The sequence below is a fragment of the Kitasatospora cathayae genome (assembly GCF_027627435.1).
In the GTDB taxonomy this organism is placed as follows: Bacteria; Actinomycetota; Actinomycetes; order Streptomycetales; family Streptomycetaceae; genus Kitasatospora; species Kitasatospora cathayae.
Genome location: NZ_CP115450.1, coordinates 2901577 through 2925954, shown reverse-complemented (window position 1 = coordinate 2925954; position 24378 = coordinate 2901577). Strand labels below are relative to the sequence as shown.

General features: G+C 72.7%; 25 protein-coding genes and 1 tRNA gene. 10 read left to right on the top strand and 16 right to left on the bottom strand.

Annotated features, from left to right (window positions below):
* Window positions 1–3: 3 nt before the first annotated feature.
* The 3 genes from O1G21_RS12960 to O1G21_RS12950 form a co-directional block, all read right to left on the bottom strand.
* Window positions 4–1392, bottom strand: coding sequence for a hypothetical protein (locus O1G21_RS12960; RefSeq protein ID WP_270143482.1), 1389 nt, complete (start codon window positions 1390–1392; stop codon window positions 4–6).
* Between the two features lie 205 nt (window positions 1393–1597).
* Window positions 1598–2584: a glutamate ABC transporter substrate-binding protein gene (locus O1G21_RS12955; protein WP_270143480.1), complete on the bottom strand. Its 987-nt coding sequence runs from the start codon at window positions 2582–2584 to the stop codon at window positions 1598–1600.
* 16 nt (window positions 2585–2600) lie between these two features.
* Complete coding sequence (locus O1G21_RS12950) at window positions 2601–4010, bottom strand: hypothetical protein (protein ID WP_270143478.1); 1410 nt, start codon at window positions 4008–4010, stop codon at window positions 2601–2603.
* Window positions 4011–4432: 422 nt separating this feature from the next.
* On the opposite strand from O1G21_RS12950, the gene O1G21_RS12945 reads away from it, so the two are divergent.
* Together O1G21_RS12945 and O1G21_RS12940 are read left to right on the top strand one after the other, a co-directional pair.
* Window positions 4433–5008: a nucleosidase gene (locus tag O1G21_RS12945; RefSeq protein ID WP_270143476.1), complete on the top strand. Its 576-nt coding sequence runs from the start codon at window positions 4433–4435 to the stop codon at window positions 5006–5008.
* A 38-nt stretch (window positions 5009–5046) separates the two neighbouring features.
* Window positions 5047–5595: a DinB family protein gene (locus O1G21_RS12940; protein WP_270143474.1), complete on the top strand. Its 549-nt coding sequence runs from the start codon at window positions 5047–5049 to the stop codon at window positions 5593–5595.
* A gap of 112 nt (window positions 5596–5707) precedes the next feature.
* Here O1G21_RS12940 and O1G21_RS12935 read toward each other — a convergent pair whose 3' ends face one another.
* Window positions 5708–6637, bottom strand: a complete 930-nt coding sequence (locus O1G21_RS12935; RefSeq protein WP_270143472.1) for a sigma-70 family RNA polymerase sigma factor — start codon at window positions 6635–6637, stop codon at window positions 5708–5710.
* A gap of 222 nt (window positions 6638–6859) precedes the next feature.
* Between O1G21_RS12935 and O1G21_RS41375 the strand changes: the two genes are divergently transcribed.
* Window positions 6860–8065, top strand: coding sequence for an SDR family oxidoreductase (locus O1G21_RS41375; protein ID WP_333493449.1), 1206 nt, complete (start codon window positions 6860–6862; stop codon window positions 8063–8065).
* Here O1G21_RS41375 and O1G21_RS12920 read toward each other — a convergent pair.
* On the bottom strand, window positions 8055–8651 hold the full coding sequence (locus tag O1G21_RS12920) for a cysteine hydrolase family protein (protein WP_270143469.1): 597 nt from the start codon (window positions 8649–8651) through the stop codon (window positions 8055–8057). The two genes, O1G21_RS41375 and O1G21_RS12920, sit on opposite strands and share 11 nt — an antisense overlap.
* A 72-nt stretch (window positions 8652–8723) precedes the next feature.
* Between O1G21_RS12920 and O1G21_RS12915 the strand changes: the two genes are divergently transcribed.
* Window positions 8724–9683: a GlxA family transcriptional regulator gene (locus tag O1G21_RS12915; RefSeq protein WP_270143467.1), complete on the top strand. Its 960-nt coding sequence runs from the start codon at window positions 8724–8726 to the stop codon at window positions 9681–9683.
* Window positions 9684–9757: 74 nt separating this feature from the next.
* On the opposite strand, the gene O1G21_RS12910 is transcribed toward O1G21_RS12915, so the two are convergent.
* Both O1G21_RS12910 and O1G21_RS12905 read right to left on the bottom strand, forming a co-directional pair.
* Window positions 9758–10033, bottom strand: coding sequence for a hypothetical protein (locus tag O1G21_RS12910; RefSeq protein WP_270143465.1), 276 nt, complete (start codon window positions 10031–10033; stop codon window positions 9758–9760).
* 352 nt (window positions 10034–10385) lie between these two features.
* Entirely contained in the window at window positions 10386–11705 is a 1320-nt protein-coding gene (locus tag O1G21_RS12905; RefSeq protein WP_270143463.1) for an MFS transporter, read from the bottom strand.
* Window positions 11706–11778: 73 nt separating this feature from the next.
* Between O1G21_RS12905 and O1G21_RS12900 the strand changes: the two genes are divergently transcribed.
* Both O1G21_RS12900 and O1G21_RS12895 read left to right on the top strand, forming a co-directional pair.
* The gene (locus tag O1G21_RS12900; RefSeq protein ID WP_270143461.1) at window positions 11779–12276 is read left to right on the top strand and encodes an ArsR/SmtB family transcription factor; all 498 of its coding nucleotides are present in this window, start codon (window positions 11779–11781) and stop codon (window positions 12274–12276) included.
* A gap of 417 nt (window positions 12277–12693) precedes the next feature.
* On the top strand, window positions 12694–12981 hold the full coding sequence (locus tag O1G21_RS12895) for an SRPBCC family protein (protein WP_270143459.1): 288 nt from the start codon (window positions 12694–12696) through the stop codon (window positions 12979–12981).
* Window positions 12982–13022: 41 nt separating this feature from the next.
* Here O1G21_RS12895 and O1G21_RS12890 read toward each other — a convergent pair whose 3' ends face one another.
* Complete coding sequence (locus tag O1G21_RS12890; RefSeq protein ID WP_270143457.1) at window positions 13023–14375, bottom strand: hypothetical protein; 1353 nt, start codon at window positions 14373–14375, stop codon at window positions 13023–13025.
* A gap of 156 nt (window positions 14376–14531) precedes the next feature.
* On the opposite strand from O1G21_RS12890, the gene O1G21_RS12885 reads away from it, so the two are divergent.
* Window positions 14532–15344, top strand: coding sequence for an alpha/beta fold hydrolase (locus O1G21_RS12885; RefSeq protein ID WP_270143455.1), 813 nt, complete (start codon window positions 14532–14534; stop codon window positions 15342–15344).
* 258 nt (window positions 15345–15602) lie between these two features.
* Here O1G21_RS12885 and O1G21_RS12880 read toward each other — a convergent pair whose 3' ends face one another.
* Window positions 15603–15953: a DoxX family protein gene (locus O1G21_RS12880; RefSeq protein WP_270143453.1), complete on the bottom strand. Its 351-nt coding sequence runs from the start codon at window positions 15951–15953 to the stop codon at window positions 15603–15605.
* Window positions 15954–16100: 147 nt separating this feature from the next.
* On the opposite strand from O1G21_RS12880, the gene O1G21_RS12875 reads away from it, so the two are divergent.
* Complete coding sequence (locus tag O1G21_RS12875; protein ID WP_270143452.1) at window positions 16101–17000, top strand: LysR family transcriptional regulator; 900 nt, start codon at window positions 16101–16103, stop codon at window positions 16998–17000.
* Between the two features lie 192 nt (window positions 17001–17192).
* Here the strand turns inward: O1G21_RS12875 and O1G21_RS12870 are convergent, their stop codons facing one another.
* From O1G21_RS12870 to O1G21_RS12855, 4 genes are all read right to left on the bottom strand, one after another.
* Entirely contained in the window at window positions 17193–18794 is a 1602-nt protein-coding gene (locus tag O1G21_RS12870) for an AMP-binding protein (RefSeq protein ID WP_270143451.1), read from the bottom strand.
* Between the two features lie 454 nt (window positions 18795–19248).
* Entirely contained in the window at window positions 19249–19515 is a 267-nt protein-coding gene (gene dmpI, locus O1G21_RS12865) for a 4-oxalocrotonate tautomerase DmpI (RefSeq protein WP_270150950.1), read from the bottom strand.
* A gap of 40 nt (window positions 19516–19555) precedes the next feature.
* Window positions 19556–20452: a LysR family transcriptional regulator gene (locus tag O1G21_RS12860; RefSeq protein WP_270143450.1), complete on the bottom strand. Its 897-nt coding sequence runs from the start codon at window positions 20450–20452 to the stop codon at window positions 19556–19558.
* 248 nt (window positions 20453–20700) lie between these two features.
* Window positions 20701–21231, bottom strand: coding sequence for a hypothetical protein (locus O1G21_RS12855; protein WP_270143448.1), 531 nt, complete (start codon window positions 21229–21231; stop codon window positions 20701–20703).
* A gap of 145 nt (window positions 21232–21376) precedes the next feature.
* Here O1G21_RS12855 and O1G21_RS12850 point away from each other — a divergent pair.
* Together O1G21_RS12850 and O1G21_RS12840 are read left to right on the top strand one after the other, a co-directional pair.
* Window positions 21377–21460, top strand: a tRNA-Leu gene (locus tag O1G21_RS12850).
* Between the two features lie 422 nt (window positions 21461–21882).
* Complete coding sequence (locus O1G21_RS12840; protein ID WP_270143446.1) at window positions 21883–22155, top strand: hypothetical protein; 273 nt, start codon at window positions 21883–21885, stop codon at window positions 22153–22155.
* A 48-nt stretch (window positions 22156–22203) separates the two neighbouring features.
* On the opposite strand, the gene O1G21_RS12835 is transcribed toward O1G21_RS12840, so the two are convergent.
* The 3 genes from O1G21_RS12835 to O1G21_RS12825 all read right to left on the bottom strand — a co-directional run bounded on the left by O1G21_RS12835 (window position 22204) and on the right by O1G21_RS12825 (window position 24356).
* Window positions 22204–22866, bottom strand: a complete 663-nt coding sequence (locus O1G21_RS12835; protein ID WP_270143444.1) for a DUF4097 family beta strand repeat-containing protein — start codon at window positions 22864–22866, stop codon at window positions 22204–22206.
* A gap of 319 nt (window positions 22867–23185) precedes the next feature.
* Complete coding sequence (locus O1G21_RS12830) at window positions 23186–23401, bottom strand: cold-shock protein (RefSeq protein ID WP_270143442.1); 216 nt, start codon at window positions 23399–23401, stop codon at window positions 23186–23188.
* Window positions 23402–23456: 55 nt separating this feature from the next.
* Complete coding sequence (locus tag O1G21_RS12825) at window positions 23457–24356, bottom strand: LysR family transcriptional regulator (protein WP_270143440.1); 900 nt, start codon at window positions 24354–24356, stop codon at window positions 23457–23459.
* Window positions 24357–24378 lie beyond the last annotated feature (22 nt).

Genomic DNA, 24378 nt, shown 5'->3' with positions numbered 1-24378 from the left:
ACCTCAGCCCCCCTGTACCTGTCCGTCGACCGGCGTCTGGCCGGCCGCCTGGTGTGCCTGTGAGTCCTCGTGCGCCCGTGTGCCCTCGGAGGCCTCGGCCTGGGCCGGGCGCAGCGACTGCTGGAAGCGGGCCACCGCGGCGGCCGCCGCCCGCAGGTCGCAGGGCGCGCTCCACAGCAGCCAGCGCGCCTTCTCGTACCGCTCGATCACTTCCGGGTCCTCGGCGACCCGCATCCGGGCCGCCATCGCCTTGTAGGCGTCCAGTCGGCCGCGCAGCTCGGCCCGGACGGCCAGCGGCTGGGTGACCTCGGTGAGCGACTGCCGGGCCCGGGCCAGCTCCTTGGCGGCGGCGTCCTCCAGCGCGTCCAGCAGCGGCGCCAGCCGGCCCCACTGCCCTCCCTGGCGCAGCTCCAGCGCGGTGACGATCCGTTCGCGCAGCGCCGAGGCCGGGCCGGGCACGGCCGGGACGTCGCTGGAGGCTATCTTCGCCAGCACCTCGCCGCGCGCCCGGCGGGCCTCGGCCAGGGTGGCGTCGGCCCGCTGCAGCAGGTCGCCGACGCCCTGCAGGCGCTCCTCGGCGTCGTCGCGCAGCCGCAGCAGGTTCTCCAGCTCCAACCGGACGCCGTCCAGCGCCCGCCCGGCCCGGTCGAAGCGCTCGGTGTCCACCACCCCGGAGGGGGTGGCGAAGGCCTCGCCGTCGGGCACCGTGCCGCGCTGGGCGGGCACCCGGGCCGGGCGCCACAGCGCCAGCGGATCCTCGCGGACCTCGCTGCGCAGCTCGGTCAGGTCGCGGGCCAGCCCGGCCAGGTCGTCGGCCAGCGGGTGGCCGCCGGTGCGCACGCCGAGCGAGGCGGCCAGGGTCTGCACCCGGTGCAGCTCGGCCAGCAGCAGGTCGATCCGGGCCGGCAGCGCCGACCAGACCGCGTCGGCGGCGCTGACCACCTCCAGCACGGTGGCGTACCAGGAGTTCATCCGGGCCATCAGCGCGTCCAGGCTGATCCGCTCGACCAGCTTGGCGGGCGCGCCCAGCAGTTGCGGCCCGTCCGGCAGCGCGCCGCCGGGGACGGTCACCGCGTCACCGGTCAGCAGCTCGCTCAGCTCGGCGAGTTCGGGACCGCCGGGCTTGGCCTTGCGGGCCCGTACCGCGCGCGCCGAGGCGAGCGCCTCGGAGTAGCGGTCGAACAGCGCCCAGAGCAGCGGCAGGCCCTTGCCGGCGACGGACCAGCGCTCCAGGGTGCGCCCGGTCAGTTCGGCGCCCTCCAGCAGCCGCAGGCCCGGGTGGTCCTGCAGGGCGAGCAGCGCCGACTCGACCGCGTCCCGCTCCGCGCCGAGGCGCGCGAGCGCGCGGTCCACCTCCTCCCGGCTCAGTACCGGGCCAGCCGATGCCGCCACCGCGGTGTCCTTCCTTCCTCGCGCGGGCCGCCGTCGCGTGCGACGGGCGGTCCCACGACAACCCCCGTGTCCACCACCGGTCTCCCCGTGGTGATCGTCCCGAACCCTAGCCGGTGGGCGTTCGGGCGGCGCGGGCGCGGGGCGTCAAGACGGCGTCAACACCTCGCGTCCGCACCGGTCCGTACCCGATGCGGCGCCCCGCCGCTCAGTGCGGCACGGGCCAGTAGTGCTCGGCGTCGTTGAGCATGTACGGCTTCAGCCAGCGGTCGTAGCTGCGCCCCCAGTCGCCGCCGGCGTGGTAGTCGGCGAGCACCTGGTTGACCCGCGCGGTGAGGTCCGGGCTGCTCTTGAGCATGGCGACGCCGATCACCTCCGGCTGCACGTCGCCGTCCACGATCCGCACGGTCTGGTCCTGCGCCGCCTGGCCGGCCGCCAGGCCGTCGTCGGTCATGGTGGCGTCGACCTTGCCGAGCTGCATCAGGACCAGGCAGTCCAGCTGGTTCTCCACCACCGTCAGGTGCGCCTTGGCGTCCTTCTTGGCGCCGTTCTTCGGATCGAGGACGTCGGCGGCCGTCGAGCCCTTGGCGACGCAGACGTCCTTGCCGCCGATCGCCTCGTCGAGGTCCTTCGCCGGGGAGGTCTTGGGGACCAGCACCCGCTGGGAGATGCTGAAGTACGGCTTGGAGAAGGCGACGTCCGCCATCCGCTTGCAGTTGACGGTCATGGTGCGGACGATCAGGTCGACCCGGCCCTTCTGCACCGCGTCGACCCGGTCGGCGGTGGCCACCGGCTTGAGCACCACCTTCTCGGGGTCGCCCATGATGGCGGTGCCGATCGCCCGGGCCAGGTCGATGTCGAAACCCTCGATCTGGCCGGTGTTCGGGTTGCGGGCGCCCCAGCGGTAGCTGTTCTGGTCCACGCCGATCACCAGGCTGCGCCTGGCCTTGATGGCCTTCACCGCCGGGCCGTCCGCCGAACTCGGCGGCACGCTGGCGTAGATGTCGCAGCTGTCGGACTGGCCCTGCTGCTGTTGGGTCTGCTTGGCGGCCTGCGGCGCGACGGTGGCGATGGTCGGCGCGGTCGCGGCGGCCGGTACGGCGCCGGAGGGGCCGCCCCCGCCGAGCACGGCCGCGCAGGCGGCCAGCACGGCGAGTGCCGCGGCGCTCCTGGTCGGTACGGTTCTGCTGCGCATGTGTCCGAATTCCCCCTTACCGGTACTCGGCGAGTCGTCGGCCCAGGCCGCGCAGCGCGGCGGCCGCGGCCACCAGGCCGAGCACCGCGGCCGCGCCGGCCGCCAGGCGAAGGTCCCCGGCGGTGCCGTCGGCGGCGGCCTTGAACCGGGCCTGTTCGATGTCGGCGGCCTGGGCGAGCGCCCGGTCGGTGCCGTTGAAGGCGGCGTCGGCGGTGCTGGTGGTGTCGGTGGCCGACACCGTCGCGTTCAGGGCGCCCTGGTAGTCGGCGTCGGCGACCTCGGCCACGTGCGCCGCGGCGTAGCGGTCCTGCCAGAGGTCGTACTGGTCGGCGGCGGTGGCCAGGGCCTGGTCGGCGGCGGCCGGAGCGAGGGCCAGCGCGTTCGGCAGCGAGCCGCTGCGTCGGCGCATCGGGGTCGACTTGCCGGCGATTCCGGCCAGGCGTGCGGTGGCGTCCGCGTACTGCCCGTTGTACGTGGCGGTGGAGCCGCGCGCGACCAGGTTCAGGTTCTCGGCCAGCCGGGCGGTCAGCACGTCCACCCGGGCCGAGTTGAGCGCCCGCAGCGGGGTCGCGCCGTCGTGGTCGCTCTTCTCCAGGGCCGAACCGGTGGTCAGCCCGGCCACGGCGAGCCAGAGCGTGCCCGCCAGGACGGCGGCGGTGGCGCCCAGCAGACCGATGTTGAACACCCGGTTGGTGCGGCGGAACAGGGTCAGCTGCACCCACCCCAGCGCGGCCAGGGTGAGCACCGCCAGGCCGTACGCCCCCCACGGCACGGACCGGGCCGCGGCGTAGTCGTCCGCCAGCTCCTTGGTCTCGATGGTGTTCAACTCGGCGGCGGCCGGCAGCAGTACGGTCTGCATCTGCTCGGAGGCGTACCGCAGGTAGGCGCCGCCGAGCGGGATGCCCTGCCGGTTGTCGGCCCGTGCGGATTCCACCAGACCGGCGTACACCGGGAGTTGCTGGTTCAGCCGGGAGAGTGAGTCCTGCGCCGGGGAGGTCGCGGTGGTCCGGGCGGCCGCCTGGGAGATCAACTTGGCGGCCTGGGCGAGGTCCTGCTCGTAGCGGGCCCGGACGTCCTTGGGCTCGGTGCCGGCCAGCAGGAAGCCGGAGGACGCGGTGGTGGCGGCGTCGGCCAGCGAGCGGTGGATCTCGGCCGCGTCCCGGCTCAGTGGTTGGCTGTACGAGACCACCCGGTCGGCGGCCGAGGCCCGGGCCTCCAACTGCCAGGCGGTGAGCCCGCCGAAGGCCAGCGTGAGCACCGCGAGCACCGCCCCGGCCAGCCGCAGCCGGCCCGGGGGCGTGCGGGTGGCCTGCGCCAGCCGGGCGCGTACGCCGCGTTCGGGCGCCGCTGCCCGGCGGTTGCCCGCCGGGTCGCCATCTGGTCCGGGCGCGCGGGAGCCGGGCGGGGCTGTGTTCTGCCTCGCCACTGCCGGTGCCCCCGGTGTTGTTCCCGGTGCCGTTCCCGGCACGGCCGGTGGCGCGCTCGGCCGTGCCGGGAACGCGGCGCCCGGTGCGCCGTTGCCTACTGGTGTTGCCACCCGCCTCATCCTCCCCTGGGGCCCGGACCCGACACCCGGGGCCCGACCGATGGCAGCAGTATGGCCGTGACTCCCTCCGGCCACACCCGACTTGCGCCGATCTTGAGCATGTCGTGCACGGTTTCCGCACGCCCCCGTACGGCTCGTACCGTCCGTACCGGGTCGTACCGGCACGGGCTCGTCGTACGGAGAGGTGGCGGTCCCTGCGACGCGGGCGGCTTCCGTACGGTTCCGCGCCGTGCTGCTGTGCCGTGCGGCTGGGCCGTGCTGTTCCGGGGTGCGTCACCCCACCGCTCCGTACCATGGGCCCCATGCGACTGCTTGGAACGATCTCGCCCGACCGCCCGCTGCTCGTCGTCGCGGTCCGCGAGGAGGCCGCTCACCTCGACGACCGGCTGCCCGTGCTGCTCACCGGGATGGGGAAGGTCAACGCCACCGCGGCCCTGGCCACCGTGCTCGCCCAGGGCGAGCGGCCCTCCGAGGTGATCAACCTCGGCACGGCCGGCGCGCTGCGCCCCGGCTGGGAGGGCATCCACCACGTCGTCCAGGTGATCCAGCACGACCTGAACACCGAGGCCCTGCAGGCCCTCACCGGTCGCAGCTACGGCGCCCCGCTGGTGGTCGGCAGGGGCGACGGCCCGGTGCTGGCCACCGGGGACCTGTTCGTCGACTCCCCGGCGGCCAAGGAGCGGCTGGCCGAGCACGCCGACCTGGTCGACATGGAGGGCTACGCCGTCGCCACCGTCGCCCACCGGGCCGGAGTGCCGGTGCGGCTGGTCAAGTACGTCAGCGACGAGGCCGGGGACGGCGCGGCGCACACCTGGCGGGAGTCGGTCGACGACTGCGCCCGGCACCTCGCGGACTGGGTGCACGCGCAGGGATGGTGACGGTTCATCGGATCGGCGTGGATGGCTAGGGTGACGCGGTGACCGAGAACACCGTTCCTGAGAACGCCGCGCCCCTCGGCGCCGCGCCGAGCAAGCTCTCCGACAACCGGCCGCCGACGCTGAACGCCGACGAACGGACCACTCTGCTGGCCTTCCTCGACTACCTGCGCGAGGCCGTGATCGCCAAGGTCGACGGCCTCGGCGACGAGGACGCCCGGCGCCCCGGCGTCGCCTCCGGCACCAGCCTGCTGTGGCTGGTCCGGCACCTGACCGTGGTCGAGCTCAACTGGTTCGAGTGGGCCTACGGCGGGTTGGGGGAGAAGCCCTTCGACAGCGAGGAGGTCGCACCGGCCGACCTCACGGTGGCCGCGGCGGTCGCCGCCTACCGGGACGCGGTCGCCCGGGCGAACGCGGTGGCCGCGGCCGCCCCGGACCTCGACCGGCCGGGCGTGCGCTCGCTGCGGCCGGACGTCGCCGAGGGGCCGTCGCTGCGCTGGGTGCTGGTGCACATGATCGAGGAGACCGGCCGGCACGCCGGGCACGCGGACATCATCCGGGAGCAGCTGGACGGGGCGATCGGGCGCTGAACCGCGGAGGAGGCGGCCGGGATTCCGGCCGCCCCCTGTGTCGGCGGGCCTCAGCCCTGGTGGTTTCAACCCTGGTGGTTTCAGCCCGGGTGGGCCTCAGCCCTGACGGGCCTCAGTCCCGGAAGGCCGAGAGGTCGAAGGCGGCCAGCCGCTCCGGGTCGACGATCACGTCGATCGCGGCGATCGCGCCGTCCACGACGATGAACGCCATGATGGACAGCGCCCGGCCGTTGTCGCCGATGACCACCGCGCCCGCGGTGCCGTTGACCAGCGCCGGGCGGGCGAACGGCGACAGCTTGCCCCACAGGACGGCCTGCCCCGCCACCGTCGCGGCGCCGGTGAAGAACACGGTGTGCCGGGCCATCCCGGCCCCGCCGTCCGAGCGCAGCACCACGTCCGGGTCGAGCACCGCGACCAGGGCCTCCAGGTCGCCGTTGCGGGCGGCGGCGAAGAAGGCGTCCACGGCGAGGCGCTGGCGCCCCAGGTCCGGGTCGGGCGCGGGCGCCCGCCCCTGCACCTTGCGGCGGGCCCGGCTGGCCAGCTGGCGGGTCGCGGCCGAGGTCTTCTCGATCAGCGGGGCGATCTCCTCGAACGGCACCGCGAACATGTCGTGCAGCACGAAGGCGACCCGCTCGGCGGGCGACAGCGACTCCATCACCACCATCAGCGCCAGGCCGACCGAATCCGCGAGCATCACCTCCTGCTCCGGGTCGGCCACCCCCTCGCGCCGCAGCAGCGGGTCCGGGATGCGCTCGGGGCCGCTCCCGCCGTCCGGTCCGGTCGGCTGCAGCGGCTCCTCGCGGCGCGCGGCGCGGTCGCGCAGCAGGTTCAGGCACACCCGGGAGACCACCGTGGTCAGCCAGCCGCCGAGGTTGTCCACATCGGTGGTGTCGCTGCGGTCGTACCGCAGCCAGGCGTCCTGGAGCGCGTCCTCGGCCTCGTTGATCGAGCCGAGCATCCGGTACGCGACCGCGCGCAGGTGCGGGCGGTGCTCCTCGAAGAGCGCGGTCCGGGCAGATCTCTCGTCAGATCTCTCGTCCACCGTGTCACATTCCTTAGTCGCCTCGGTTCAGGGCAGCAGGAGCCACCCAACAGCGGGGGCGGCGGGAGATCAACTCCCGGACCGGGCCGAAACGGAGACGATCGTGACGGACAACCCGGTACTGGTCACCGGCACCCTGGGCCGGCAGGTCGTACCGCTGCTGCGCGCGGCCGGGCGGCCGGTGCGGGTGCTGAGCCGGCGGGGCGTGCGGCCGAGGACGGCGTGGCGCACGTGCGCGGCGACCTGCGCGGCGACCCGGCCGAGGCGGACGCCCGGCTGGACGAGGCGCTCGCGGGCGTCGACACCGTGCTGCACCTCGCCGGCGGCCCCAAGGGCGACGACGAGGCGACCCGCCGTCTGGTCGCGGCCGCCCGGCGGGCCGGGGTGCGGCACCTGGTGTACGTCGCGGTGATCGGCGCGGACAAGGTGCCGCTCGGTTACTTCCGGGCCAAGCACGCGGCCGAGGAGGCGGTGGCCGGCTCGGGCCCGCCGTACACGATCCTGCGCGCCGCGCAGTTCCACGACCTGGCGTTCGCCGTGGTCGAGAAGATGGCGAAGCCGCCGCTCCTCCCGGCTCCCGGCGGGGTCCGCTGGCAGCCCGTGGACGTGCGCGAAGTCGCCGGCCGGCTCGTGGAGTTGGCGTTCGACGAGCCCGCCGGGCTGGTGCCGGACCTGGCCGGACCGACGGTGTACGGGATGGACGAGCTGGCCCGGGCGTACCTGACCGCGCGGGGCCGTAGCCGCAAGCTGCTGCCAGTACGGGAGCCGGGCAGGGTCGGGCGCGCCTACCGGGCGGGGCGAACCTCACCCCGGCCGGCGCCGAGCACGGGCGGCGCACCTGGGAGGAGTTCCTGGCGGAGCGGCCGGCGGCCTGAGCTGTCACTGCGTGGCCGTAGGGTGTCCGCCATGTCCTTCCTCGATCTTGTTCGTGCCACCCCCGTCGCCGTCGACTACCTGCTCTGGCCGGGGGACTTCAACCTCGACGCCTACTCGCACGTGGAGGAGGTCGTGCTCGCTTCCGGGGAGGGCCTGGAGGAGGTGGCCAAGTGCGGCGCGGGCGGCACCTTCTTCCTGTGCGGTGAGGGCGGCGACGAGCGGCCCGTGCTGTACGCCGACTCCGAGGGCGGCGCGGCGGTGATGGCCGTCGGGCTGGAGGAGATGGTCCGGCTGCTGCTCGCGGTGCCGTGGTGGCGCGACTGCGTGCGGCTGACCGAGGAGGAGAGCGCGGAGGCGGCCGAACAGTACCTGGAGGACGAGCCGGACCTGTTCGCCGACCGGGACGCGGCCGCCGCCGCGCTCGGGCTCGAAGTCCCCACGGTGGCCGAGGCCTTGGCGCGGCTGCGGGAGGTCGCCTTCGGCCTCGGGCCGTCCTACGTGCTGCTCAACGCGGAGGAGGGCAACCCGTACGAGCCGCTGTTCAGGCCTTAGCGGCGCGCAGGACTTCCTCCGTCGTGACCACCTTGGCGAAGCGCATCGCGTGCAGGGTGGTCGCGGTGGCGCGGGCCAGGTCGGCGGCGGGGACGGTGGTGCCGTCGGGGCCGGTCATGTCGAAGGAGTGCATGGCGTCGGTCGGGAAGATCGCGTCGTAGCCGAGGTTGCCGGCCATCCGGGCGGTGGTCTCGTTGCACACGTTGGTGATGATCCCGGTGATCACCAGCTGCCGGGTGCCGCGCTGCTGGAGCCAGGCGTGCAGGTCGGGGGTGCCGTAGAAGGCGCTGTTCACGGTCTTGGTGATGTGCAGCTCGGGGGTGATCCCGGCGACGAAGTCCTTGAGTTCGTAGCCGGGCGTGCCCTCGACCAGCGGCCCGACCCGGGAGGCGTGCTGCACGGTGACGATCGGGCGGCCGGTCGCCTGCCAGGCGGCGATCAGCTCGGCCATCCGCTGCTCGGCGTCCGGGTTGTCGCGCTGGCCCCAGAAGTCCTGGTCCTCGAAGCCCCGTTGGACGTCGATGAGGAGCAGGACGGCGTCGGGGTCGAGGGTGAGCGGGGCGTCGAAGGCGTCGGTGTTCGTCATGTGGTTCATAGTTGCCCTCATCGCCCGGCGGCTGTGATGGGCAGGAATGCCGGCCATCGATAGATTCCTGCCATGCGAACTGTGGGCTGCCTGATCTTCGACGGAGTACGGGCCTTCGACTACGCGGTGATCGGCGAGGTGTGGGCGAACCGGGCCACCCGGCCCGGCGTGCCCGCCTTCGACCTGCGGGTCTGCGGGCCGGCCGGGGCCCGGGTGCGGCTGGGTGGCGGGCTGGAACGGGTCCCGGACCTCGGACTGGACGCACTGACGGCCTGCGACCTGGTGGTGGTCCCGGGCGTCGAGGATCCGGCCGCCCGGCGGCCCCCGGAAGTCCTGGACGCCCTGCGGGCCGTCGCCTCCGCCGGAGTCCCCATCGCCTCCCTCTGCGCGGGCGCCTTCGTCCTCGCCGAAGCCGGGCTGCTCGACGGCCGCGAGGCCACCACCCACTGGGCCCTCGCCCCCGAACTCGCCCGCCGTCACCCGGCGGTGACCGTCCGCCCCGAAGTGCTGTTCACCGGTGGCGACGGCCTGTGGACCTCGGCCGGCGTCGCGGCGGGCATCGACCTCTGCCTCCACCTCGTCCGCACCGCCCACGGCCAGCGGGCCGCCGCCACCATCGCCCGCGCCATGGTCACCGCCCCCTTCCGGGCCGGCGGCCAGGCCCAGTTCATCCCCAGCCCGGTGCCTCCGGTCGACGAGGAGGACCCGCTCGCCCGCGTCCGCGCCGAGATCCTCGCCTCCCTCGACACCCCCTGGAACGTCCGGCGGATGGCCACCGCGGCCCTGATGTCCGAGCGGAGCTTCGCCCGCCACTTCACCACCACCACCGGCACCACCCCGCTGCGCTGGCTCCTCGACCAGCGCATCCTCACCGCCCAACGCCTCCTGGAGGAGACGGACCTGCCGGTCGACACCGTCGCGACGCGGTGTGGCTTCGCTTCGGCGGTGTCGTTGCGGCCGGTGTTCGTGGCACGGGTGGGCGTGGCGCCGAGGGAGTACCGGCGGGCGTTCCGCGGGCGGGAGGAGGGGTAGGGCCTGCCCGGCGTCACGCGCCCGGCGAGATCCGCTGGGCAGGCCCTGGCCGAGGTGCCCGGCGCCCGGGCGGGTCAGCGGCCGCGGAGGCGGTCGGCGAGTTCCAGGGCGGGGGCGGCCTCCGGGGCGTTCGTGTCGTCGAGGTGGGCGAGCAGGCGCAGGAGCGCGCGGTATTCGCCGCGGGTGAGCTGTACCGGTGCGCCCAGGGTGTCGAGGTCGTCGGTGATGGCCTTCGCCAGGTGCTCCGACGCCCGGGCGGGTCCGTCGGGGTCGGTGCCGCCGAGCGTGACGCTGGTCGACTGGATGACCTGGCCGGTGATCGTGACGTTGCCGCTGATCTCGTTGCCCATGGCTTCCCCCCCCGGTGGATTGACGGTCCGTCGAAGCTTAGTGGTGAGCTCCGCAAGAGTCCTGCGGGGGTTGACCACGCGGTAAGGCGGAACGAGGATTCTTCATGGCGTTCGACGGTGTGCCGGTCGAGCCTGGCCATGAGATCGTCCAGGTCGGAGGTGGTGAACCTGCGCTGGAACGGCTGCGCTGTGGCGTTGTAGCGGTCTTCGAAGGCTCGGAGCCGGTCCCCGACCTGGGCAAGGTCGGTGAACTCGTTGGGCGAGACGACCTTCCGCTGGACGACGCTTGGACGACCACTGGTCAATCGCGCTCTGGGCTGATGATTGTGCCGAGCATGCACTCGCCTCATTCTCAGGGCTTGCTTGGCACCAACGGGCTGGCAGCGGGCTTCCCCTCCGTCGTCGGCTCAGCGTAGGACGGCAGTTCGCGCATCTGGCGCAGTGGCGACAGGAAGACGGGCAGGAAGGTGAGTGACCGGCCGACCGCCCCGACCAGCAGCGTGCCGCGGACGCCGATCGTCGAGCCGAGTAGGCCGCCGAGCAGAGCCCCGAAGGGCATCGCGCCCCAGACCAGGAAACGCATCGTCGCGTTCATCCGGCCGAGCAGCCCGGGCGGGCACAGCGCCTGCCGAAAGCTGACCTGGTTGACGTTGTAGACCACGATGCCCATCCACATCGCGATCTGCGCGACCGCAAGCAGCCCCAGCGTCCAGTCGCGCTGCACGAACGGGGTGACCAGCGCGCAGGGTCCGGCGACCGCGCTTGCGATCCAGATGGCCGGGCCTTGGCCGACCTTCGCTGCGAACCGTCCGGCCACCAGTGCACCGATCAGGCCGCCCACCGCTGCGGTCGAGGTGAGCAGGCCGATGACGCCCGGCGAGAGTCGCAGTTGGCGGGCGAGCAGTACGTAGAAGACGGCGGAGATCACCGAACCGAAGAGGTTGGCCGAGCTGGTGCACATGGCGATGGCGCGGAGTATCTGGTTGCCGAGCACGAACCGCAGACCGTCGCGGATCTCCCGCAGCAGGTTGGGGTCGGGGCCGCGCTCGGGGCGTGGCGGCCGGACCTCGATCCGCGTCACCCACGCGGCCGACCACAGGAAGCTCACCGCGTCGACGAGCAGCGCGTAGGGCGCGGTGAGCGCCTGGATCAGCGCGCCTCCGAGGCTCGGGCCCGCGATCTGGCTGACCGACTCGCTGGCCTGGAGCTTCGCGTTGCCCTCGACCAGCAGCTCCCGGTCGATCAGCTGGGGCAGGTAAGACTGATAGGCCACGTCGAAGAAGACCGTGCTCACCCCGGTGACGAGCGCAACCACGTACAACTGCTCAATCGTCAGCACGTCGAGGAGCTGAGCCATCGGGACCCAGGCCAACAGGGCGGTCCGAACAAGGTCGTTGACGATCAGCACCCGACGGAAGCGCATCCGTTCCACCCATGCGCCGGCCGGCAAGCCCACTGCCACGAACGCCGCGGTCTCGCACGCCGCCAGCACGCCGACTTGCCAGGTGCTGGCATGCAACACCACAACGGCGACGAGAGGAATGGCTAACTGGCCTATGGCTGTCCCGAACTGACTGACCGTCTCGCCGGCCCATAGTCGACGGAAGTCGACGTGCCGCCACAGTCCGCCACGGTAGGCCGGTCGGTTGGGCAAGGGCTCGGGAGCAGTCATGCGGGCTACCATGGAAGAGTGATTGGGATTTGTCAATCACTTACCCTCCCGACCCCTCAGTAGACTGTCGACCATGACCGAACGCAGGTTGGCTAGCGACGCGGAGGCGAAGGCGCTCGCCTCCGCGCTCCGCCTGCGCATCCTGCGCATTTGCCTCGGTGAGGCGCACACCAACAAGGAGATCGCGGCGATCCTCGGCCGCGATCCCGCCAGCGTGCTGCACCACACCAGGACACTGGTGCGTACCGGTTTTCTGGAGGCCCAGGAGGAGCGACGCGGCGCGCGTAGCGCACGGGAGATTCCCTATCTGGCGACGCGGAAGTCCTGGCAGCTCGATGCGGCCGCACAGGACCGGTCGATGCTCGACGCGTTCCTGGAGGAACTGGCCCTAGCCCCTGCGGCCGAGGTCGACAGCACCCGGCTCGGGCTGCGCCTGCCGCCAGCGGAGATGGAGGAGTTCCAGACCCGGCTCCACGCCCTGCTCGAGGAGTTCGCCGCCCGCCCGGACGACCCGACCGCGCCCGCCTGGTCGCTCTTCATGGTGATGCACCCCGACCCTAACCGGCCCTGACGATCCGACCCGGCCCTGACCGGGCACGAATCGGTCAGTCCGCTCAGTCGAACGAGCGCAAGGTCCTCTCGCACAACGACTTCACCGACCTTGCTCAGGTCAGGGGCCGAGGCTCCGAACACCGCTACCACGCCGCGGCACGGCCATGCCGGTGGAAGTTCACTACTTCCGACTTGAACGGTCTGCCGGCCGGGCTCGACCGACACACACTCGGCGGACCCGAAGATGCTCCGCCCTGCAGTCGGTGTGATCAACCCCCGAAGGGCTTCCGGACCGGACCACTTGGTCGACGGGGCCACAGGAGGCAGCGCAGCAGGCGGGACTTGAGGGGGGAAGGGCGGGTAGGCGGGCCGGAGGGGGTCGGCGAGGAGGGGCTTGTCGAGGACGGACTTGGTGTAGCTGAAGGTGTCGACGGCGGTGGAGATCACCGTGCGGCACCTGCTGCGGCTGCGGGAGGAGTTCGTCCGCTGGGACAAAGGCGAGCGGCACTCCTTCTGCGTCACCCAGGCGAGCCTGCCGCTGTTCCGCCGCTTCGGCGAGGACTACCTGCTCGAACCCACCCCGACCGGCACCCGCTTCACCTGGACCTTCGCCTTCGAGTTGAACTCGCTACTCGCCCGCCCGCCGGCACTGACGGACCTCCCGAACAAGGCCTTCCCGCGGACCCTGATCGCGGACACCAAACGGCACTTCGGGGCCGCCTGACCGGGGCCTGACCGGGGCCCTGACCAGCACCTGGCCGGGCCTCAGCTGCTCCGGTTCAGCACCCGTGCCGCGCCGCCCGCCACGGCGGTGGCGAGGACCCAGCCGGCGACGGTGAGCGCCAGCGCCACCGCCTTGGCGGCGCCGCCCGGGTCCCAGGCGGCGCGCTGGCCGAGGCCGAGGAAGGGGACCACCAGGTCGGTGGCGTAGAGCAGAGGGTCCCAGGCGGGGCCGCCGCCGGGGTTGACGGCGCGGGGCGGGCCGGTGAGGGCGAAGTAGCTGGTGCCGCCGGCCAACAGGAGGAGAAGCCAGAGCAGGGCGCGGGCGGGGCGGTAGCCGTAGCCGACGACGGCCTCGAGGAGCAGGCCCCAGGCCCTCCCGGCCGGGCCGAGGGCCTGGTGGCGCAGGCGCTCCTTGCGGATCAGGACGTCCCGGGCGGCCTGTTCCTGCCCGGCCTGGCGGTAGGCGGCGGCCACGCGGGCGTGGAGGGCGGGGGAGGGCGCGGTGACGTGGGCGGCCAGCCAGCCGAGCCGGGCCCGGGCGGGGCAGCCGGCGGTGGGTTCCAGGCCGGTGAAGGCGGTCGCGGTGAGGTCGAGGGTGCAGCCGGCGGGCCAGCGGGCCGGATCGGCGACCAGGGTGCCGAGTTCGGCGGCCGCGAGGGTGAGGGTGCCGGTGGAGTCGGGGTGGAGGCCGAGGAGCACCCGGCGGGCGTGCAGGTCCTCGAGGTCGGCGGCGCCGCCGTCGGTGGCGGTGAGGAGCGCGCCGGTGAGGTCGAGGGTGCCGGTGATGCGGGCCCGGGAGAGCCGCAACTCGCCTTCGGCACGCAGGCCTTGGGCGCGCAGGCCGCCGTCGATGGTCATCTGCTTGCCCATCAGGGCGAAGCCGTCGTCCCCGCGCAGGGTGGTGCGGCTGAGGTCGAGGCCACCGGTGATGCGGGCGTCGTGGAGCCAGAGTTCGTCGGTGACGGTGGCGTCCCGCAGGCCGAGCCAGAGGTCGACGCGCAGGCCTTCGGCGTCCAGCCCGGGGAGGTGGGCGCTGTCGAGGTTCCACCAGGTGATCTCGGCGTAGTCGAGTAGGACGCGTTCGGCGAAGGCGCAGTCCTTGAGTTTCACGGGGGCGCCGATCCGGGCGCCGGTGAGGTCGAGCCGGCCGGTGATGCGGGCGCCCTGGAGGTCGAGGCGGGCGATCCGGCCGGCTTCGGCGGGCGGTGGCTGGAGCAGCAGGTGGGTCAATGCCTCGGCCCGGACGGCGCGTTCGGACGGCCAGTCGGCGGAGCGGGCCGGGTCGTCGGCGCCTTGCGGGGCGCCGTCCCGCAGGTCGAGCCGTTCGCCGCGGCGGTAGGCGTGCCAGAGGCGCTGCTCGGTGGCGGTCCAGTCGTGCGGCGGGTGGTCGGGCATCCGGGCGGCTCCTTTGGACGGATGTCTTGCGCATGTGTCTTGGACAAGCGTATTGCACATATGTCTTGTACATTCGTATTGAACAAATGTCTTGCACGTGCGTGCTAACTCCGAGTATGGTGATCACGTCAATCGCTCCACAAGGGGGAACCGGAAATGAACGACGCCACCAACGCCGCCGCCAGCACTGCCGAAGCCGTCCGCGATGAACTGGCCATCGACGGCCGCCGACTGTCCTACCTGGACTTCGGCGGGACGGGCCGGCCGCTGGTCGCCCTGCACGGGCACCTGTCGGAGGGCGCCGTGTGGGCCCGGCTCGCGGGTGAACTCGGCGCCGACTGGCGGGTGATCGCGCCCGACCAGCGCGGTCAGGGCGAGTCGGAGCGGGCGGCGGACTACTCGCGGGAGGGCTACCTCGCCGACGTCGAGGCGCTGCTCGACCACCTCGGGCTGGCGAAGGCGGTGCTGCTCGGCCACTCGCTGGGCGGGATCAACGCCTACCAGTTCGCCGCCAGGCACCCCGAGCGGGTCGAGGCGATCGTCAACATCGAGGCCCCGCTGGTGCTCGGCCTGGAGGGCCCGCACCCGCTGGCGTTCCTGCTCGGCCTGCCGTACGACGCGCCGAGCCGGGACGAGCTGGTCGCCGCACTCGGCCCCGCCGCCCCGTACTTCGCCGACCGGCTGCGGGAGAACGCGGACGGCAGCTGGCGGCTGCCCTTCCACCCGAAGGACATGTACGACTCCGAGGAACTCGTCCACGGCGACCACTGGGCCGAGTGGACGGCCACCGACTGCCCCGCCCTGCTGGTGCGCGGCACCGAGGGCGTGATCCCGGCCGAGCAGGCCGCCGAGGCCGTCACCCGCCGCCCCGGCACGGTCGCCGTCGAGCTGGCCGGCGACCACCTGCTGCCGATCGGTGCGGCTGACGAACTCGCCGCCGTCGTACGGGAGTTCCTCGCGAAGCTGTAGCGAGTGCGGAACGGGTCGGTCCGCGTGGTGCCCGGTGCCCGGACGGTGGTTGTGACCTACTGACGGCTGAGCTCGTTGCAGTATGCATAGGTGTCCGCCGGGCGGGTGCCGAAGACCGCCAACGTCATCATGGCGATCACCGCCGTCGTCACCGTCCAGGCCGACCGCCCGGCGCACAGCGGCCGGTACGGCGCCGAGTGGGCGTGCTGGACGGCGGCGCCAAGGTGTGCGCGGCGGTGGTGTAGGCCCCCGGAGGTCTCAGCGGGCGAGGGTGAGGGCGAGGGTCGCGACGGCCAGGGCGAGGTAGCCGGCGGGGAAGTAGATGTTGTGGATGACACCGGCGCGGACGTGGGTGACCACCGCCCCGACGTAGAACAGCACCAGCCCGAGCGCGGCCGCGAGGCCCAGCGGCGGGAAGGCGACCAGGCCGATCAGCAGCCCGACGACCCCGGCCAGCTTGAGCGCGGCCAGCCACGGGACCCACTCCGGTTTGACGTTCACCTCGGCGGAGTTGGCCAGGACGAACTCGGCCCTGGCGAGGTCGGCGGCGGCGATCCCGCCGTTGGCGGCGATGGCGAGGGCGGTCACGATGACCAGGGCGCTGGACATGGGGTTTCCTTCGTGCCGGAGCGGGGGGATCGGGGTGGGGGATCGGGTTAGGGGATCGGGGCGGGGCCGGGACGGGTTCCGCCTCGCCACCCAGCCTCTTCGGGGCGCTCCCCTTGCGTCCAATACCTGCTTCCATAACCTGGAGGAATGGATGTGGACATCCGGCTGCTGCGCACCTTCGCCGCCGTCGCCGAGGACGGCAGCCTGACCCGCGCGGCGGAGCGGCTGTACGTCTCCCAGCCCGCGCTGACCAAGCAGATCCGGCAGCTGGAGAACCTGCTCGGCGTGCAGCTGTTCGTACGGTCCCGGGCCGGGATGGCGCTCACCGTGGCCGGACGCAGCCTGGCGGCGCGGGTGCCGGGGCTGCTGGCGGACTGGGACGCGGTGCTGCGGGAGGCCAGGAGCGCGGCGAGCCGGGCGGAGCAGGTGCTGCGGGTCGGCTTCCTGGCCAGCGCCGCCAACGAGGCGACCCCGGGCATCGTCGCCGGGTTCACCGCCCGCCACCCGGGCTGGCGGGTCGAGATGCGGCACACGGCCTGGTCGGATCCGACCGCGGGCCTGGCCGCCGGGGAGGCGGACGTGGCGCTGCTGCGGCTGCCGTTCCCCGGGCAGGAGCGGCTGCGGGTGGCCGAGTTGTTCAGCGAGCCGCGCTGGGTCGCCCTGCCGTCGGCGCACCCGCTGGCCGCGCTGGAGGTGGTCCCGTTCCGTGCGTTGTGGGACGAGCCCTTCGTGGCGGCCCCGGCCGAGACCGGCCGCTGGCGGGACTACTGGGTCGCCGCCGACGAGCGGGAGGGGCACCCGGTCCGCTTCGGCGCCGTCGTCGAGCACCCGGACGACTGGCTGAGCGCCATCGCCAACGGCTACGGCATCGCTCTCGCCCCCGAGTCCACCGCCCGCTTCTACGCCCGGCCGGGGATCACCTACCGGCCGGTGAGCGGCGTGAGCCCGAGCCGGATCGGGGTGGCCTGGTCCCCGGCGGACGACGGGAGCCCGGTGGTGCGGGACTTCGTGGAGTGCTGCCTGGATGCCGCCGCTGCTGAGCGGTGAACACCGGCCGTCGGGGAGAGGGGAGAGGGGAGGGCGGAGGAGAGGGGGAGGGGTGGCGGCCCTCAGCGCCGCCACCCCCATTGGCTCCTCGGCACCCGGCCGGTGGTCCATTGAGCCAAACCCCGCCTTGGGGTGAAACCGGGTGGCGATCCGGGCGGGGTTCCGTAGGGGTTCGGTGATGCCCGGGCGGTCTCAGCCCGCGAAGGCCTCGCGGAGGCGCTTCTTGTCCGGCTTGCCGACCGAGGTCAGTGGGATGGCCTCCACCAGGTGCAGGGCCTCGGGGGCGTAGATGCGGCCCTTGTTGGCGGTGACGAAGGCGCGGACCTCGTCCAGCTGCGGCTGCTGCCCCTGGGCGGGGACGACGGCGACGTGGACGTGCTCGGCCTGCTGGTCGTCGCGGACGCCGTAGACGGCGCACTGGGCGATGGCCGGGTGGGTGAGCAGCAGGTCCTCGATCTCGGTGGGGTAGACGTGGCCGCCGACGACGATGATCAGGTCCTTGAGGCGGTCGGCGAGGTAGAGGTAGCCGTCCGCGTCGAAGTAGCCGATGTCGCCGGTGTTCAGCCAACCGCCCTGCAGCACCTGCGCGGTGAGCTCGGGCTGCTTCCAGTACCCGGCCATCAGGGTGGCCGAGCGGACGTGCACCTCGCCCTGTTCGCCGTTCGGCAGCACGGTGCCGTCGGCGGCTCGGATCTCCACCTCCACGTCGGGGAAGGGTCGGCCGACCGGGAGCGGACCGTCCTCGCCGAACCGGGCGTGCTCGGCGGGGGTGAGGACGGCGATCTTCTGCGCCTCCGACATGCCGTAGAGGCTGACCAGGACGGGCCCGAACACCTTGACGGCCTCGCGGATCCGGGTCGGGGAGGAGGCGCAGCCGCCGTAGTCGAGCCGCCGCAGGCTGGACAGGTCGGTGCGGCCGATGGCCGGGTGGTCGAGCAGCTGGTAGATCAGCGGGGGCAGCACCCACATGTCGGTGATGCGTTCGCGTTCGATCGCGGCGAGCACCTCGCCGGGCTCGAAGGAGCGCTGGAGGACGACGGAGCCGCCGCGCTGGAGCGCCACGTCGCAGAGGACGCCGGCGAGGTGGGCGAGCGAGGTGGCGGCGAGCAGGCGGGGCGGCTCGTCCTCGGGGCGGCCGGCGAAGGCGACCTCGAACATGTCGCGGTAGGGGCCGTGCAGGCTCAGGATGCCCTTGGGGATGCCGGTGGTGCCGCCGGTGTGGCGGATGCCGATGTGGTCCTCGGGGCCGATGGGTACGGCGGGCTCGGTGGCGGGGCGGTGGGCGGAGGCGGCGATCACGTCCTGGCCGATGCCGGTGGGACCGGTGCCGTCCGTACGGTCGGTGCCGTCGGGCCCGGGGCCGAGGGTGAGGACGGTCGGCACGTCGATCAGCGGGAGCAACTCGGCGGCGTGCGCGTAGCGTTCGGCGTCCACCAGCAGGACGGTGGTGTCCACGCTGGCCGTGATCTCGGCCAGGACCGGGGCGCTCATCCCGTCGTACAGGTTGACCACCCGCGCGCCCGCCAGGCCCGCGGCGTAGCGGGCGCTGAGCGCCTCGGGGGTGTTGCCGGTGAGCAGCGTGACGGTCGAGCCGCGGCTGATGCCCCGGGCCAGGAGCTCGTGGGCGAGGCGGTAGGTGGCGGCGGCGAAGTCGCCGGCGGTGATCTCGACGCCGTCGGCGGTGGTGATGGCCCGCCGGTGGGGGTCGGAGGCAAGGGACCGGAGGATCAAGGCGGGTGCGCTGACGAACTCCTGGTCGGTCATGGCCACTTCTTCCTTGTAGTTTGCAACCATGTCGTCAGGCTAACCCCATCCCTCGTCCGGCGTTGTCGAGTTCAGGCCATGTCGGGTCAGAAGTCTGACGGGAGGTCCGTCGGCGGGCGGAGGGTCGGATCGGTGACGGCGGCCCAGTGCTCGCCTGGCGCGTGACGATCACATAGCCGTCCTGGCCCGGGAGTTGGGGGATGAGTGCGCTGCGGCAGCCCAGGCTGTGGTGGATCTCGACCGGAACGGGCGTGCCGTCGAGCCGAAGCCCGCCGGTGCTGGTTCCGTCGATCGGCGGGAGTTGCAACGTGCGCGGGTCGAGGTCGAAGCGGTCGGAATTGGCGAGAAAGTTCGCCAGCCGGGACTGCGGGGGGCGAGGAGCCGATCCGGTGCTCCGTGCGGTCGCGGGCCGTCTTCTCGGGGGGCGGGCCCGCCGGGACTTCTCCGGCGGGCCCGCTCAACGCCCGGGACCGGCCTGCGGCGGCTACCGGTCGGCGGTGAGCTTGCCGGCGGCGCCCCAGTTCTCCGGCTGGTACTCCTGGATCCACACGAACACGCTCTCGGCGGGGACCTCCAGGGCCTCCACGAAGGCCTCGGTGACCTTCTTGACCAGCTCGCGCTTCTGCTCGACGTCGCGCGGACCCTGCTGAATGGTGACGATCGGCATCTTCGGCTCCTGACGGGTTGTCCTGCCGGGCTCTTCCGCCCGGCTCTTCCGCCGGTTTCCCCGGCTGAGAACAGTCCACCCGATCCGGCCGCCCGCACCCAGACCCGAATCGCTCTGACAGCGATCACGAATCCTGATCGTCCCAGGTCGGGGGTGTTCTGCGGCAGGCTTCCAGGAGTAGCCGGGGGAGCGGGGCGGAGCGTCGTACGGCGATCGAGGTCGGCAGCGCCAGCCTGGTCCGGCAGGGTCGGAAGGCGACCCGGTGGGTGTTCGTCATCCGGGCGTTGGCGGCGTACACCACCGTCCACATCGGGGTTCCGGTGCCGATCGAGGCCAGGGTGTCCTGCAGGGCGCCGTGCGCCGGGCCGAGGACCGGCCGGAAGCCGGCCTGCGCGCAAGCGCCCAGCACCAGGTCCACCAGCGCCGGGTTGTCGCGACGGTCGATCAGCCGGAGCGGCAGGTCGGCGAGGTCCGCGAGATCGACCTCGGACCGGTCGGCGAGGGCGTGCCGGGCGGGCAGCGCGAGCACCAACTCGTCCTCCCAGGCCGGCAGGAAGCGGAGCTCGGGGCTGCTCCCGGCGATCGCCCCGCGCACGAAGGCGGCATCGAGGCGCCCGTCCGACAGCCGGGCCAGCCGCTCCCGCACCGGGACGGACTGGAGCTCCACGCGCACCCCGGGGGCCTGCCGCTGGTAGGTGTCCAGGATCAGGTCGAGCCGCTCGCCGAGCCCGGTGACGGTGCCGAGCCGCAGCACGGCGGGCACGGCCAGATCGGCGGCGAGGGCGCGGGCGGCGTCCTCGGCCACCAGGACGTTCCGGGCGGCCGGCAGGAACCGCTCGCCCGCCGGCGTCAGCCGGACGTACCGGGGCGAGCGGTCGAACAGCTCGACCTTCAACTCCCGCTCCAGCCGCCGCACCTGCTGGCTCACGGCGGGCTGCCCGAGCAGCAGCTTCTCGGCGGCCCGGCCGAAGTGCAGCTCCTCGGCGACGGCGACGAAGCAGCGCAGCTGCCGTAGCTCCATGAGGTCCCCCAGCTCGATGTGTCGGAGGGCCCATGCTCGCAGGCCGGGGCGCCAGGCCCGGCGGATCGGAACTCATCGATCACGAGTTGGTTGCGCTGCAGTCGCTCCGACACGGGGAACTGCCCATCCAGGAGACCCGTCGCCCCCAGAGGGCGAACCCGACCGGCACACCTTGGGCATCATCGGACCCGTCAAGTGGCCTCCGATCGCTGGGATGTGGTGAGTTCACCGCGGTCGGCTGTACTCGCCTATCCGGCGGCCGGTCGCACGAGCTGGTCGTTCGTGCTGCGGCCCTTGTGGCTCACCTTGGGCAGGCGGGCCAGGAAAGCGTCGAACTCGGCGCGCTGCGCCTCGGTGAACGGCGCCTTGAGCACCGTCGCCGAGAGCGGCGGGGTGCCCACCTTCTGCGACAGCACCGTCCACGCCACGGGGTTGTGCGCCACCTTGTTGACCGAGGACCAGGGAATGGTGCGGTCCAGGGCCGGCGTCTTCAGGTGGAGGGCGTCGTCGGTGAGCCTGACGACCGTCGGCCCGACGTAGCGCGGGGCGACCTTCAGACCCATCCGCCTGCCGCCCGCGGTGATGTTCACCACCTGCACGAACCCGAAGAAGAACGCCGCTATCGCGAACCAGGTGCTGCCCGCGGCCAGAAAGGCCGCCGTCAGCAGCAACCACAGACCGACGATGGCCCACCGGAGCCAGAGCCGGGCGGCCGCGTTCGCCACGACGGAGGCGACGATGTCCTCGGTGGTGGCCTCGTAATCGACCTGGAGGTCCATGCTCGCGCGCTCCCGCTTCGTAGTGGCGGCACATCATCGTGGCAATCGGCCGGTCAGGGCAAACAAGGGACAGCGCCCCGTCCACGCCCAGGTGGTGGTCAGAGGCACCCCTCCAGATGGTCTATAGTTAACCCATCACCCAGATGCGCGGGTGGCGGAATAGGCAGACGCGCTGGATTCAGGTTCCAGTGCCCGAAAGGGCGTGGGGGTTCAACTCCCCCCTCGCGCACAGCGAACGGCCGGTCGATCTTCGGATCGACCGGCCGCTTTGTTTTCCCGGGGCGGCGGCCGGCCCGTCGGGTTCCCGGAGGCCGCGCCCCGGGTGCGAACCCGTGCCCCACTAGGCCGGATCGGTCGGCCGTGCATGCCTTGGGGGTTTCGGCACGTGAGCTTGTTGGAGAACGATCCGCGGGGGATCGGCCGCTACCTCCTGGAGGGCAGGCTCGGCGCGGGCGGGATGGGTGTGGTCTACCGCGCCCGGTCGGTGTCCGGCCGTCAGGTGGCGGTCAAGGTGATCCGGCCCGAGCTGGCCGCGGACGCGGAGTTCCGGGCCCGGTTCCGGCTGGAGGTCACGGCGGCGCGCAAGGTCAGCGGCGCGTTCACCGCGCCGGTGACTCCGACGCGGCCCCGAGCACCCAGAGCGCCGGCACGATGGCCGCGACCCGCACGGTGGAGAGCTCGGGCAGCAGGCTGACGGTCAAGCTCGACTACCGGAAGCCGGTCAGGAACGGCTGTCCCGTGGTCGGTTTCGGCTACCTCGACTTCTGCGAACGCGGCGAGGGCACCGACGTCATGGCGAGCTTCGCGTCGTACGCGGTCAGCGGGCCGGGCCAGGCGACGGGCGAGTCGCTGAGGTTCGGCACGCTGCCGCCGGCCGTGACCCAGCAGGTGCAGGGCGTCCTGGACGGGCTGCGGTCCAAGTAGGGACCCGGAACCCGTTGGTGCACCGTGGCGACCGGTGTCCGGTGTCCGTCAGAGGCTGCGGGCGGTGATGTCGCCGCTCGAGGTGGTGGCGCGGATCCGGAGTTCGGCGCTGCCGTCGTTCTTGAGGGAGTTGCTGATCCGGCCGTGGTCGGTGCCTGCGTCCAGGGTGGCGGAGACGCCCGCGGTGGCGGCGATCGTGATGCTGCCGGACATGGTGCTGAGCGCGACCGCGCCGCGCCCGGCCTCGTCGATCCGGATGTCGCCGCGCGAGGTGCTGATGTCCGCGTTGCCGTTGATCCGGCCGACCTCGATGTCGCCGTCGACCGCGGTGAGGCGCAGGCTCGCGGCCTCGTCGACCTTGATCTGGCGGTACGCGCCCCGGTAGGCGACGTCGCCGAGGCGGCCGGCGCAGCGGAGCTCGGTGCTCTCGGTCCTGGCTTCGACGTGGGAGCCGGCGGGCAGCTGGACGGTGATGTCCAGGGCGCCGGGGCCGAGGAGCACGTTCCTGGGCTCGGCGGTGCGGATCCGCAGGACGCCGTCGGCGTAGGTCACGACGGCCTGCTCGGCGGTTTCGACGTCGCGGCTCTTGGCGGGGTTGGCGGGGAGGACCTCGACGACGGTGTCGGTGCGGTCGGAGGCGGCGAACCGGACGCGGCCGGCCGGGACGTCGAGGATCGCGGTGATCGCGGCGGGGGTGTCGAAGTTCTGCATGGTGTGCTCCTCGTTCGGTGGGGTGGGCCGCTTCGGCCTGCTGTTTCTTACGCCGGAAACGCTACGTTGCGTTCATTGTTCTGGCAACTACAGAAAGGCGTGAAGTGGCTGTGAGTGCAGGTCAATGACGGTAAATCATTGCAATGCGCTGGAGCGTAACGCAACGGCCCCCGAGGGAATCATTGCAATGAATGATGGTGAACGCTATGCCGGAGAGGATGGGAGGAGCGTCTGCGGCAACTCGGCCGTACCGCCGAGGGAACGAACGCGCGCCCGGACGGTCGACACCGTCCGGGCGCGCGAGAGGTCCGCCGTCGTGCTACTCCGTGACGAGCCGGACCTTGTCGGCCTGCAGGCCCTTCTGGCCCTGGGTGACCTCGAAGGTGACCTTCTGACCCTCCACCAGGGACTTGAAGCCGCTCCCCTCGATCGCCCGGAAATGGACGAACAGGTCGGGGCCGGCTTCCGGGGTGATGAAGCCGTAGCCCTTCTCGTCGTTGAACCACTTCACGGTGCCGTTCTGGCGCTCGGCCATGCCCACTCCTCGGGATCGGATCGCACTGTGCCGAGATCCTCTCACGCAGAGGATGTCAGCCGACACGAAGAGTAGCCGAGGCGTGCAGCAGGAGGTCGCGCAGGGCGGCGGCGGGGTCCGAGGGGTCGGTGGGGGTGAGGACGACCTGGTCGGCGGTGGTGGAGGGGCCGGTGAGGGGGATGACGCGCAGGCCGGGAGGCTGGTGGTCGAGCGCGGACTCGACGGTGATGCCGATGCCCGTTCCGGCGGCGACGTGGGCGGCGATGGCGTGGACGCTGTCGGCGGTGCGGATGATGCGCAGGTCGGCTCCGCCGATCCGGAAGGCGGTCAGCAGGCGGTCGCAGAGGCCGCTGTTGATCTGGTGGGGCCAGGTGAGCAGGCCGGTGGTGGAGAGTTCGGCGGCGCTCAACTCGGTGCGGTCGGCGAGCGGGTGGGCCTCGGGGACCAGGGCCGTGAACCGTTCGGTGGACAGCACCCGCGCGCGGACGCCGGTGACGCCGTCGGTCGCCCAGCCGATGCCGAGCCCGATCGTCCCGGCGCGCAGGGCGGTGAGCAGGGCGGTGGTCGGCATGGCCTCGGGCACGATCGTCACGTCGGGGAAGCGGTCGCGCAGTTGCGGCAGGCAGCGCAACAGCAGCTGGTGGCCGGTGTATTCGGCGTGGCCGACGACGAGCGTGGTGCCGGACCGGTCGCCGGCGGCCAGGGCGCGTCCGCGCTGCTGGAAGCGGCGCAGCTGGGCGAGGGCGGCGCGGGCGTCGGGCAGCAGTTCGGCACCGAGGTCGGTGAGGGACACCCGGCGGCTGGTGCGGTGGAACAGCTGCCCGCCCAGGGTGGTCTCCAGTCGCCGGACGGCGTCGCTGACGGTGGGCTGCCCCCGGTGCAGGCGGGCGGCGGCACGGCCGAAGTGGAGTTCTTCGGCGACCGCGACGAACGCTTCCAGTTCGATCCTGTCCACAGCGCAAGGCTAATGCGATCGA